10 protein-coding genes are annotated in these 12,822 nt (G+C 54.4%); 6 read left to right on the forward strand and 4 right to left on the reverse strand.

Translation table 11 applies throughout. The annotated features are described in order from the left end of the window. Nucleotides 1-53 precede the first annotated feature (53 nt). The 3 genes from KA369_06645 (at nucleotide 54) to KA369_06655 (ending at nucleotide 4,777) form a co-directional block, all read left to right on the forward strand. Nucleotides 54-1,748 (forward strand): cadherin-like beta sandwich domain-containing protein, encoded by a 1,695-nt coding sequence (locus KA369_06645; GenBank protein MBP7735636.1) that lies wholly within the window; start codon nucleotides 54-56, stop codon nucleotides 1,746-1,748. A 55-nt stretch (nucleotides 1,749-1,803) separates the two neighbouring features. Then, nucleotides 1,804-3,024 (forward strand): cadherin-like beta sandwich domain-containing protein, encoded by a 1,221-nt coding sequence (locus KA369_06650; protein MBP7735637.1) that lies wholly within the window; start codon nucleotides 1,804-1,806, stop codon nucleotides 3,022-3,024. 163 nt (nucleotides 3,025-3,187) lie between these two features. Then, nucleotides 3,188-4,777, forward strand: coding sequence for a hypothetical protein (locus KA369_06655; GenBank protein MBP7735638.1), 1,590 nt, complete (start codon nucleotides 3,188-3,190; stop codon nucleotides 4,775-4,777). Between the two features lie 29 nt (nucleotides 4,778-4,806). Here KA369_06655 and KA369_06660 read toward each other — a convergent pair whose 3' ends face one another. Further along, nucleotides 4,807-5,175 carry an STAS domain-containing protein gene (locus tag KA369_06660; protein ID MBP7735639.1) on the reverse strand — a complete coding sequence of 123 codons (369 nt, stop codon included), beginning with the start codon at nucleotides 5,173-5,175 and terminating at the stop codon, nucleotides 4,807-4,809. Between the two features lie 227 nt (nucleotides 5,176-5,402). Beyond that, complete coding sequence (locus KA369_06665; protein MBP7735640.1) at nucleotides 5,403-6,122, reverse strand: hypothetical protein; 720 nt, start codon at nucleotides 6,120-6,122, stop codon at nucleotides 5,403-5,405. A gap of 343 nt (nucleotides 6,123-6,465) precedes the next feature. Here KA369_06665 and KA369_06670 point away from each other — a divergent pair, with 343 nt between their 5' ends. Continuing rightward, nucleotides 6,466-7,026 (forward strand): L-2-amino-thiazoline-4-carboxylic acid hydrolase, encoded by a 561-nt coding sequence (locus KA369_06670; GenBank protein ID MBP7735641.1) that lies wholly within the window; start codon nucleotides 6,466-6,468, stop codon nucleotides 7,024-7,026. A gap of 3 nt (nucleotides 7,027-7,029) precedes the next feature. On the opposite strand, the gene KA369_06675 is transcribed toward KA369_06670, so the two are convergent. Next, nucleotides 7,030-8,625 (reverse strand): AMP-binding protein, encoded by a 1,596-nt coding sequence (locus KA369_06675; GenBank protein MBP7735642.1) that lies wholly within the window; start codon nucleotides 8,623-8,625, stop codon nucleotides 7,030-7,032. Between the two features lie 14 nt (nucleotides 8,626-8,639). Next, nucleotides 8,640-9,515: a MaoC family dehydratase N-terminal domain-containing protein gene (locus KA369_06680; protein ID MBP7735643.1), complete on the reverse strand. Its 876-nt coding sequence runs from the start codon at nucleotides 9,513-9,515 to the stop codon at nucleotides 8,640-8,642. Nucleotides 9,516-9,700: 185 nt separating this feature from the next. Here KA369_06680 and KA369_06685 point away from each other — a divergent pair, with 185 nt between their 5' ends. Both KA369_06685 and KA369_06690 read left to right on the forward strand, forming a co-directional pair. Next, the gene (locus KA369_06685; protein ID MBP7735644.1) at nucleotides 9,701-11,281 is read left to right on the forward strand and encodes an ankyrin repeat domain-containing protein; all 1,581 of its coding nucleotides are present in this window, start codon (nucleotides 9,701-9,703) and stop codon (nucleotides 11,279-11,281) included. Nucleotides 11,282-11,467: 186 nt separating this feature from the next. Next, nucleotides 11,468-12,529, forward strand: a complete 1,062-nt coding sequence (locus tag KA369_06690; protein ID MBP7735645.1) for a ketoacyl-ACP synthase III — start codon at nucleotides 11,468-11,470, stop codon at nucleotides 12,527-12,529. Nucleotides 12,530-12,822 lie beyond the last annotated feature (293 nt).

Raw genomic sequence — 12,822 nt, forward strand, 5'->3', positions numbered from 1 at the left:
TATTCATTCTTTTTGATAATAATTATCACGATTCTCCAAAAAGGGGGGGCATGATGAAAATCAGAAGGATTTCCATTGGATTGTGGCTATTGCTTATTTTTTCAGTCATATCCGCAAATTGCCGTGTCAATGAAACAGGGGCATATTTTCTCCCGAATCTGTTCTATAGCGGGGAAATGTCCAATACCGATTTGAAGCTGCTGACTGTAACATCTTACGAAAGTACCAGCGGCGCCACTGCATCAATTGAGCTGACTCCGGCTTTTGACCCAAAAGAATATAACTATAATGTGGCCATATCTTCGCTCACAACCCAGGTGACGATTGTCGCTGTTTCATCAGATAAGCGATCCGAAGTGAGTATCGATACCATAGTAGGAAGTTCCAGGACCATGGAATTGGTGGAGGACACCAGGGCTATTGACATATCGGTCGCGGCTCCGGATGGTGTAACGATAAAGTCATATACCATCAACTTCACCCGTTCGCTGGAGCTCGATGAGTGCAGGCTTCTTAATTTTCAAGCAACTTCGCCTGATAAAGAAAGCATGAATCTTTCTCCCACCTTTGATCCGAATGTAAAAGATTATAAGATTATGGTCGCGTGGAACCACCTTTATGTGGTCGTTAAGCCGACCGCTGTCAGCAAGGTGTCGGCCATACAGGTTAACGGGGAGAAGGTCGTCTCAGGGAATGAGAAACTGGTCGTTCTCAGCCTGGCCAAGGGCGATTCCGTCAACAGCGAGGTGATTAAGATTGTCGTTGTTGCGAACAGCGGCTCAACCTCACTGTATAACGTAACGGTCATGCGGGCCATAAAGCCCGTTTTCACCAAGAATGAGGCGCGTCTCCAATATATCAAGGTGAGCATGGGGCCCAATGAATCATCACGTCAGATATACCAGGATGCCGACGGCAATTTCTTTCCCGACAACAGCCTTGCCTTCAATAAAGACGTTTTAAGCTATTCCTGCGTTGTATTTGGATATACCAAGGTCAATGTGACGGCAAAGGCCATGTCGGACGCTATTACATCGATGAGCATTGACGGGACCGCCGGCACGCCGTCGACCCTCGTTGAAGGGAAAATGACGCAGGAAGTATCCCTTACGGCGGGAGTCATCAAGGAGATACCGATTCAGGTCGTTTCGGAGGACGGGACGATAACCCAGGTCTATACGCTTCGTGTACGGCTTCTCAATGTGTACGAGTTGTTCTTTGGAATCTACGGGCCGGTGGCCCGGGCGAACAAAGCCTCCTGGACGCCGAAACCGAGCGGCGCATACGATAAGACATTTTATGGCGCCATCAAGGATTATGACGCGGAAAATTACATGCATTGGGTAGTCACGGTCAGCGGTACCACGGCGACGAACTCCATGACTTACGTTAATTATGACAACGGCGATCAGGGCATGCCTCTGGTGGGCTCCAATGGAGGATTCAAGTTGAACGGGGGGATGTCCGTGAAAATCAACGGGTTATCCGGTTCCGGAATCGGCCCGCAGACAGGGGACATCACCATGCTCACGCCGGAAGGGGATCTGATCGCTGTGCTTCACGTGCATTATATCATAACGAACAAGGACGCCACCTCGCGCAACGCCGATTCCTATACATCGATTGATTACATGGGTACAAGCGGCACGGTGCTCTATTATGACGCGGATCCGGACAACAAGAACCTCGGGTCGGCATACTGGGACCCGGCGAATCAGTGGACGGCAAACAGTTTCTGGCATCCCTGATGATCGAAAATCGAGAATGATTCCGGACGTTATTACAAAAAGGAAGGAACGTACTATGAAAAAAACAATGAAATCACTGGCGATGATAATCACGGCTGCGGTCCTTATCGGCGGCTGTGATTCCGGCAAAAGCGGGAAAAGCATGCTCCCCTACGCAACGCCCTTTGCCGCGGCGGGCAGCAGCGCCGCGCTGAAGAGCCTTGAGGTTCTCAATTTCACCATTTCGCCGGCCTTCGCGCCTGAAGTGGCGGAGTATACCCTCGTTGTGAAAAAGGCCGAGACAACATCGGTTACGGTAAAAGCCATAGCTTCCGATGGCGCCTCTGTCACAGTGGGATTGAACGATCTGACCCCGGCGGCGGTCTCCGCCACTGATCATACCGCACCGGTGGCCCTTGACGCAACAAAGGACGTGAATACCGTTACCGTGAATGTGACCTCCGAAGACGGCGCCGCCACCATGGCCTACCTGGTGCGCATATACTATTACGGCACCAGCGCAAGTCTTTCGGGCCTTTCTGTTGCGGTGACGGCCGGTTCCCTGGGAGGAGTTACGGCAAACCTTGCTCCCGCTTTCGATGCGGCGGTTACGGCCTATACAGCCGGCATATCATGCTATGTTTCTTGTCTTGATGTTACCGTGCATTTGCCCGATGGGGCCGGTATGACCGCCGCTGTCAACGGGTGGACCGCCACATCCGGTGTGGCCGTTCCCATAACCGCCCTTCCGGCAGCCACAAAAACAGGCACTATCACCGTCACGGTGACATCGCAGGATAAGAGCGCCACAAAGACCTATACGATTTCGATTACCAAGGGAGCGTTACCGTCGTCCGAGGCTCATTTGAAAAATCTTGTTCTTCGCAGTTATCGGATATATAATGGGAAAACGGGGATCACCGGTTATTCGTGGGGAGAAGAAGTATTGACTCCGGTTGTATCCGCGGCAAAATTGTTGACCGCTTTTGATTATGCCAAGACCTTCACTGATGGCGTGGGCACGTATCAACCGTATCAATTCCAAATTCTGGCGACACCGTTGGACAACACTGTTTCCGGTATAACGGGGCTTGTAACCCTCAATAGTGGATCTACTACCGGGTTCACTTTCACCAAGGACGCTTCGACAGGTGTTTACACGGGAGAGGTAACAGGGCCAACAGCAACGAATTGGCTGGGCCAGACCTATGGTCATGGTTTGACTGAAGCATATCTTGATGTTACCGCGGAAGATGGAACGGTAATACGATATAAAGTCATGATGCAGGTTAATTGATATATTTCAATGAATGTTGATGAGAAGTATACGACAAAGTCACATGAATTAAGCATATCAGAGATCCAGCAAAAAGCGGAATTGTAACAACGGCCCTGCCGCCATGAGGGGTGGGGCCGATTTTTAAACATAAATAAAGCATATCCCGGAGGAATACATTATAATGAAGAAGCTCGGTATTATATGTATTATTAATATTTTGTTTTCGATCATTGCGTTTTCAGCCTACGCCTCCCGCCTCAACCAGGAGGACGGCATACTTCCCAACCACAGCGCCGATTACGTGCGGACCCTCAACCGGTTCGCGTCAACCGGGGCGGACGCTGCCTTTTACAACCCGGCCGGCCTGGCCTATCTTGAATATAACGGGTTGAACGTGCATTTCAGCTCCCAGACCTACTATGCAAAAAGGATCCATTCAATGGATTATTACGGCATCCAATATCAGAACTTCCCGATGCTTCCCACGTCGAATTACAAGAATCCAATGAACGGTAAGCCCAAAGAATACACCGCCGAAACCCTGGCGCCGGTGCTGCCGGGATTCGAGCTCATATGGAAGGCCGACACATGGGCCGTCTACCTCGATGTGGCCGTGACCCAGGCTGCGCCGGGCATGACCTTCGACAAGGGCCTGGCCGTGATCGACTGGGGCATCCTGGCTCCCTACGAGACGAAATACGCCATGACAGGAGGCATCTCGAACAATGTCATGGGCATGTGGCGCGACGCCAAGGCCGTGCGGACCGAAATGTACATAGCCGGCACTGTCGGCGGCGTTTACAAGTTCGTCGAATGGATGTCGGCGGCGGTGGGCCTGCGGTATATCAACGCATCGGGAAACCAGTCGATCAGCGTGAAATACGCCGGAATAGCCACCCAGACCACCACCGGGTACGGGGTCGAGATGACCCTTCCATGGCTCATCGATGTCGACGTCAAGGGATACGGGCTGGGCGTAATCGGGGGTCTGCATTTCCGGCCTCTGAGCATAATCGACATCGGACTGAAGTACGAGTATTACCTGCCCATGATACTGAAGAAGAAGACGAACAAGTTCTTCGTCCCCGGCGTGGTCGCGTCATCGGGAAACCTGAACATCTTTCTGGACGGCATAAAGCCGATACTGATGGAATACCTCTACGACCCGTCCGGCTATGATATATCCAAGATGACGCCGGAGGCTTTCATCAGGTTCCGGAAGGAGGTCAAGAAGGAGCTCAAGGTCACATACCCGCAGACCCTTTCCATGGGAACCTCCGTGAAGATATGGAAGGGCCTCAGGACCGAGCTTTCCTGGGAGATCCAGCTGCGCAACAAGAGGGACCTCGACGGCAGGGAGAAGTATTTTAAGGAAGTGGGGTACCGCCTCGGCGGGTGCCTGGAATGGACCTTCCTTCCGAAGACGACGATCAGCGTCGGATACGCCTTCAACGATTTCGGGATCAAGCCCAATGCCCGCAATGAGGTCGACCCGCTCCTGCGAAGCCACAGCCTCGGCGGCGGGTTCGCCTTTGGCGTTTCAGAATGGCTGGATATCACCGTCGGCGGCATGTATATGATGTACATCAAAGAGCGCGTTTACAGCTACGAATATTCCAACGTGAGCGGCGCCACCATTCACGCCATGAGCAAGACCTTTGATGAAAAGAGGCTGAGCGTGGGCATCGGCTTTACGGTGAAGCTCTTTGGCGCTCCCCCCAAGACCGAAGACAAGGAGATGAGCATCAAGCTTCAAAAGGGAGGCGCATAGGCCGGTTTCGGCAGGACTGACCAGGCTGATCAGATGAGATGGGCCGTTAAACCGCCCTGGCTGTGACACTGCGGCCCATTGATTGGATCATCTTTTTGGATCGTAAATTTATCCAGCACGGTCAATATGTCAAGCTTGCGGATCATGTCGCGGCTCAGGCCGCACAGGACAAGATCGATATCCTGTCTCTTGAGGCGGGTGTTGAATTTCAGAAGAAAGGCGATAACGGCCGCGTCGATATTTTTCATGCATGAACAATCCATCGCTATGCGCGATGGATTGTTTTTTATCAGGGACTCTATTTCACGCTCCATGCGGGCAAGGTTTACGCATGTGGGGTTTTCATTCATGCGCACCAGTATCGTCGCATCGCATTCTTCAAAGTATAAAGTGCCCATCCCGCCTCCTTTGAAATTTCAACATTCCTCATATATTTTAATTATACAGGGAATAGGCTGCTATGTCTTTTTAAAAGGCACGGGAATTGTATTTGAGCAGGAATAAATTTGAACATGGTGTCAGAATCGGCGCCAGGAAAATGATCGCGGGTGTCCGGCATGGTTCCATGAGAGCGAGCGAAACATTATGCGGCAAAATATCCCGCCGCATGCTCCGGTGTATATCGTCAGGGCTTGGCCGGGATCATCCTGTCGCCGCCGGACGTGAAGGTTTGCTCGAATTTGCGGTGGGGATAGAAAAGGGGCACATGAACGACAAAGGTGTACGAGCCTTTACTCATGACATAAGCGTCATCCAGCTTCTTAAAAAAGATGGCCATGGCAAGGCTTTTCAGCCCGGGAGGATAATAGGCCACGGTCCCTTCGAGATAGACCAGGTCAAGGCCATTGATTGAAAAATATATGAAACCCTTCATATGGCGGGAGGTGTTCTTCTTCGGCATCACCTCGAATTTCCAGCAGGGTATCCCCTCTATCGTTTTTTTGCCCTTGAGACGCGTTGCGTAGTTCGCGTCCGTATCCGGACCAAAGGGCAGGTAGGCCGGGCTCCGTGTCGGATAATTGTATTTCCAGGCCGGCTCCGGCTTTCCGTTTTTCTCGTATTTCAGCACCTTGTACGTAGCCTTTCGGTAAAAGTACTCCCTGCGCCGGAGGAGCACGGTGTAGCCGCCCCGGTACGAGTTGTCCCTGGAGTCGTACTGCCGGGACACGATCTCGCGGGTGCTTTCAACGCCGATGTATTTTTTGTAAACGGGCAGCGTCTTTTCCCGGATCTGCCTGACAATGTCCTGTTCCAGCCGCTCCGGTATGACGGTGCCAGGTGAGGCGCCCGAAAGAGCTGCCACGGCGATTGCGGTGAAAATGATGGCGATATACGTTATTTTCATTGATGGAGCCGATGGTCTGCCATTCAAAAAGGAATAGAATGACGGCCCTGTCCAATCTGTCAATTATTATACCATAAAGCCCGTGGCCCGAAGTGATCTGCCATGGTAGCAGTATTATGTTAGGGGTATGGGCCATCCCTGCGAGAAGGCGACAGGACGTCGCCGATTCCGCCGAGTCAACATGGATGTTATACGAGGCGGACGAGCGGGGATGGCCCATGCCCCCACTATTCAACTGCTACCCCCGCTATTATTCAGCCTGGTGTTTAAATCCTGCTTGAATAATTTATCACGCATGATAAGGTTCTCCCTGCCGTGAATACCCTTCAGAAGGAGACGACCGATGAATGAACTGGACCGTGAAAAAAAATGGGGCCTGAGCTTTTCCTATCTCATCAAGGTGCTCTTCATGAGGAAGAAAGTCGGCGCAAAATTCCAGACCCCGGGATTCGGCCTCGCGGCGCAGCTCTTCGCGACCGTGGCGAAGCATGTGATCAGACGCCTCGGCCCGGAGGAAGGCGAAAAGCTCCTGAAGGAAGCCATCGAGGAATTCGGCAGGGAACGCGGGAAGCGCATTGCCGAAACGGTCAAGGCCCAGGGAAAGCCCCTGTCACTGCGGAACTGGCTCATCTATACCGATATCTCGCCGGAAAACTTCGAGGCCAGGCCCGATTTCCCCGGGGGGGACCTTGAGGCGCGGGTGGGCAGCTGCACCTTCATCGAAGCGGCGGTCCGGTGGGGCCTTGTCGATTACGCGAAGATATACTGCAAATACGCCGACTATGCCATACTTGACGGCTATAACCCGGATGTCACCCTCATGCTCAGGGACCGGCACGCAACGGGAGAGGATCACTGCGTGTTCCGATATATAATGAAAGAAGAGAACAAGAAGGATCTCTGAGCCTCAGGAGCTTTTCAGCATTTCCCTGATCTCGTCCCTCAGGGCCATCTTGTTCACCTTTCCGCTCGCCAGCAGGGGGAGCATGGGACGTATGAAGAATTTTTTCGGGATCTTGAAGTTGGCCAGGGACGATTTGCAGAGGCCCCGCAGATCCTCCTCGGTAACGGCCTGTCCCGGCTTGGGCATGACAAAGGCCCATCCCACCTCCTGGTATATCTCGTCGGGGACGCCCATTACGGCGGAGAAGATGACCCCCGGGTGTGACTCGATAACTTCCTCGATCTCGCGGGGATACACGTTTTCGCCGCCGGACTTGAACATCTCCGAGAGCCTGCCGGTGATGCGGATGTAGCCGCGGCTGTCGCGGAAGGCAAGGTCCGTGGTGTAGAACCACCCGTCCGCATCGATGACCTTCGCCGTTTCTTCCGGCTTGTTGAAATATCCTTTCATGAGAAAGGGGCCCCGTACCGCGATCTCGCCGATCTCGCCGTCCGGCAGTTCCCGGCGGTCGCCATCGACGATCTTCAGCTCGAAGGGCGGGGCGATCTTCCCGGCGGTTTTGAGGAGCGTTTCCGTGTCCTCGCTCTTTTCGGTATAGGTGATGAACCCGCAGACCTCGGTGCTCCCGTAGCCGGTGAGGAGGAGGGCCCCCGTTTTCTGGCAGATCGGCGTCAGGATGTCGAGCATGATCTTCGGCGCCGCCGCGCCGGCCCACACGAAGGCCCGCACTGAGCTGAAATCGCACTTGAAGAATTCAGGCTGCCTGAATTCAAGGAGGAACATAACCGGGACCTGGCCGATATGGGTGATCTTTTCCTTTTCTATGACCGCCAGGGTCTGGAGCGGATCGAACTTGTCCATGCAGACGATGCAGCCGCCGGACATGATGGCGCCGAAGCCGATCTCGACGTCCGCGGCGACGTGGTTGATCGGGAAGTGAAGGATGCCCCGCGAATCCTCGTCGAAGTAGAACTTGCCCACCTCGACCTTGATGTTCGACACGATGCTTCGGTGGGTGTGGATGACGCCCTTCGGTTTTCCCGTCGAGCCGGAGGTGTAGAGCAGCAGCGCCTCGTCCTCCTCCCTTACCTCGGAGGCCCTCTGCGCCAGCGCGGCCTTCAGGTTTTCCCGCGGCCGGTTCATAAAGGAATGGAAGTTCTCGGTCCCATCGACCGCCTCGCCGATGACAAGGACCTTCTTGATAAAAGAAAATTCCCTGATGAGGGTCCTGATCGTGTCCGACAGGTCCGCGCCCATGTATTCTCTCACGGTCATGAGCACCGAGGGGCGGGAGTCTCCGATCTGGTAGCGCAGCTCATCGATGGTGAATTTCGGCGACAGGCCGAGCCATACCGCGCCGACCTTGCCTGCGGCCATGTAGGTCGTGAGGAACTCGTTGCGCGCCATGGAGAGCAGGGCGACACGGTCGCCCCTTTGCACGCCGAGCTCGAGGTAGGCCAGGGCCACGGCGTCCATGCTGTCCTTGAAATCGCGCCAGCTCAGCCTCTCATCGCCGAAGACCAGGGCCTCGGCGCCGGGCCGCTTATCCGCCCACTGTTCCACGAAATGCCAGGTTTGATTCAGCTTGTTCCAGGTCATGGTGACCTCCTTGTTTATTTCAGCCTGATATGGCCGTCGCTGATGGCGCGCTGATCCTGCGAATTCAGGACAACGAAAAAGATATCCGTTCCTTCGGCCCCGTTGATTTTCCCGGTGCAGCGGACCCTGATATCGGAGCCGGGCATCACCATCCCGGTGAAACGGCAATAGAGCGTGTCCAGCCGGGTGGAGTCGCCGCCCGCCTCGCGTGTCATGATTTTGCGCACCGCCAGGGCGAGGGTGGATGTGCCCTGGTGGATGATTCCCGGGAGCCCAACCTGGCGGGCGAATTTGACAGAGGTATGTATGGGAAAATGGATGTTGGTGCAGCCGTCATAGATAAACGGGGCCAGGGGATCGATGGGAACGACGGATTCCCATTCGGGCCGGCCCTCCTCGGGGCGGCGTGGGACCGGGGGAATGGCGTCCTTGCCCCTGCCGCCGTCGCCGCAGGTCACGCCGCGCATCATGGCCCCGATATGCTCCGTGAAGACGGCCTTGCCCGCCGCGTCCGACGCGTCGAACCGTATCACCACATGGGTCCCGGCCCTGTGGGGGAGTATGGTCACGATCGTTCCCTTGACGGCCAGATTGTCGCCGGGGACCACGGGCCTGTGGATGCGGAGGTGTTCGGTGTAATGGACCTGGGTGAACACCACTTCCTTCGGGAAGGTTTCCGCCTCGATGTAATCCGCGATCCTTTCTATCACCGGCCAGGTGACCGCCACGGGGAACACCGGAGGCGCGATGATGCCCCCGGATCGTTCATCGTTGAAATAGAGAGGATTGGGATCGCCGATGGCGGCCGCATAGTTCATGGTCCAGCGGGAGCTTATATTGCACGAATAGTCTTTCAGCCTGATGCCCACGAAATCGGAGTTGAGATTCATAGGTAGCCTCCATTGCGTACATTGAGGGAACCGACTGAATTGTAAAGAATAAAATGGAGGATTTGGGTATACTTCTGCCCCAGTATTTACCTGGCGGTAAATATACTTATTGACATAAGGCCTTTTCACGGCATATTCTTCTATTCGGGACGGCGTACAAATTTTCAATATGCGAGGATAGCCCCATGAAACGCGCGATACTGTTTTGCGTTATATCGATGCTGATGGCCGGTTCACCATCCCTCCATGCGGATCCCAACGGGGACCTTATCGGCTCGGCCGCCATGGGCAGCCTCGATGACATGAAATCGGCCCTGAAATCGGGAGCCGATATAAACTACCGGGACCCCTCCAACCAGGGAAGGACGGCCCTGATGATCGCGTGCCAGTTCGGGAACTTTGAAAAGGTGAAATTCCTCATCTCGGCGAAGGCGAACCTTAACCTTAGGTCGGAGGACGGGGCAAGCGCCCTGGCATACGCCATCGGCGGCGGGCACCTGGATGTGATGGAGGCCCTGGTTAAAGCCGGGGCCGATGTGAATGCCCGGGAAGGAAGCGGCATGACCATGCTGATGCTTATCCCCTGGATGAACGCGATGGAGGCGGACCGGTTCCTGAAGGCCGCCGGACTGCTCCTCGCGGCGAAAGCCGACGTGAACACCGCAGACTCAAAGGGGGATACCGCGCTGATCGCAGCTTCCCGGGCCGGCATGGTGGAGTTGGCCGGGTTACTGGTCAGGCATGGGGCGAAGGTCAACGCAAGGAACGCGGAAGGCCGCACCGCCCTCATGGAGGCCCGCCTGAGCGAGAATGCAGCCCTTGCTGATATGCTGATAGGATCCGGCGCCAAGGACATCGCCAACCGCGAGGATGAGCTCTTTCTCGCGGTGAAGCATGGCGATACTGCCGCGGCCAGGGAGGCCCTGAAAGCAGGGGCCTCGGTGAATAAGCCTGGGTACGATTATCTCCATCACGCCTGCGCCAATGGCAGCCTCGAAATGGCGAAGATACTGGTCGACGCGAAGATCGATGTGAACACGGCCGGCTCGTCCGGCGAGACCGCCATCATGTCCGTCCTTTCTCCAAAAGGCATTGACATACTCAAACTGCTCATAAAGGCCGGGGCCGATGTCAACAGGGCCAGCAAGGGCGGACAGACGCCCCTCATCCTGGCCTCCCAGAACATGTCCGGAGAGGACCAATACCGCGAGATCGTGTCGCTCCTTATAAAGGGAGGAGCGCGCCTGAATGATAAGGACGAGAAGGGAATGACCGCGCTTATGTGGGCGTCAGGGCAGGGCGGACCGATCGTGGCCCGTCAGCTGGTCTCGGCCGGAGCGGACGTGAACCTGAAAGACAAGAACGGGATGACTGCCCTGATGTTCGCAGCGAATTTTTCCCGGCCCGAGACTGTCGAAGCCCTTGTCAAGGCCGGCGCCCGCGTCAATGACGCCGATAATGCCGGCTGGACAGCGCTTTTTCACGCCATCAAGGGGGCCTTTGAGCCGGCCATGGCTGATCTGCTCATATCGAAGGGCTCCGATGTCAACAAGAAAGCGCAGGGCGGTTGGACCCCCCTCATGGAGGCTGCTTCAAAGGGAAAGCCTGACATAGTCAGGTCTCTCATCAAGGCCGGCGCCGATGTGAATGCAAGATCCGATGAAGGTATGACGGCCCTCAGGTATGCGGCATTCATGGTGATTGACGATCCTGAGTCGCCTTTTAAAAAGATTGTGGAGATACTCAAAAGAGCCGGATCCAAATAAACAGTAGACAATAAACAATATAACAGTCGACTGCCGACATGATTCATTGTGCTGTAAGTTATCCAAACTTTCCGCAAAAAATATTCCGCCTGAAAAAAAATTGTGAATATAATATTGACAGAATCGCATAACACAAAAAAGTTGTTAAATATTATATTTCATACAGGCGGAGCGATGAACGGAAAAATGAATTTGAAATTACCCACCTTCAAGGGTGAGATTAGCATACTGGATTTCGGATGCTGGCTGCCGGAAAATACGGTGGAAAGCCATGATCTCCAGGCCATCATAGATCATTTCCCTGAATACCGGCACTTCAACATCCGTGAAAAGGTCGGCGTCATCCAGCGGAGGATCTCGCCCCATGGTGTTACGGTTTTGGATATGGCGGAACGCGCCGCCCGGGATGTCATCGCCAGGGCCGGCGCCGGCTTCGACATTGGCGATATCGATACGATACTCTACTGCGCCGTCAGCCGAATGTATTCGGAGCCGTCCACGGCGGTTTTGCTCCAGAAGCGTCTCGGCATTCCTTCCGCCATGAGTCTTGACATCTCCAATGCGTGCCTCAGTTTTATAGACGGCCTGATCGTTGCCGATTCCATGATCAAGTCGGGAAGGTCGCGGTGCGCCCTTATCGTGAGCGCCGAGAAGGGAGGCACGGTGATGAGGAACAGCATGAGGGCGATGATCAACAGGGAAAAGGGCTCCGAATGTCTCGCGTCGCTGACCCTGGGCGACGGTTCCATGGCGGTCCTTGTATGTTCCCCCTCATTCAGGGCCGAGGCGCCGCTCCGTCTCAGGGCGTTTTCGCGGACGACCCTGAGCGAGTATGCCGAATGCTGCATTCTTCCCTCGGAGGATCACCCCATGAGCACCGATTCCCGCGCATTGTTCGAGGGAGCGCTCACCCATTTTCCTTCGATGGTGAAGAATTTGCTCAATGACCTTCAATGGAGTATCGATGATGTCGATGTCATAGTACCCCACCAGGCGAGCCTGAAAATAATAAAAAAGGGAATGGCCGCCATCGGGTTTCCAATGGAGAAATGCGCCGTATCCATTGACCGGTACGGCAACATGGCGTCGGTATCAATACCCTTTACGTTAAAGCAGGTCCTCGATGAGAGAGCCCTGAAAGAGGGCGACCGTATAGTCGTTCTCGGGTTCGGATCGGGTCTTTCCTTCTCGATGATGGCGCTCCAGGTGTTGAATGACGGAGCGTCAATCGCCAGGGCCATAGCATAATAACGCATAACGGCACGATTGCGTCACCCCGTAAAGTTCCCGCTCAATTCCGGCAAATTGGTGACCCATGTGCTGTTTCATGATGGAATATCCTGGGGCATCCTTGTTTTGGTCAACGACCAAGGCTGCGACAGCCGCAATGTGCAGTAAAACTGACCAAATGTTCAATTCGCGACATCAAGGATGAGAACCGGTTCTTGAATATTTACTCCCGGTCAATGGAATAATAATTGCTTTTATATTGACATCTCTAAAGATATCATTATAATAACGAAAATAATTCTTTCTAATAC

It is taken from the genome of Spirochaetota bacterium, assembly GCA_017999915.1.
Taxonomy (GTDB): Bacteria; Spirochaetota; UBA4802; order UBA4802; family UBA5550; genus RBG-16-49-21.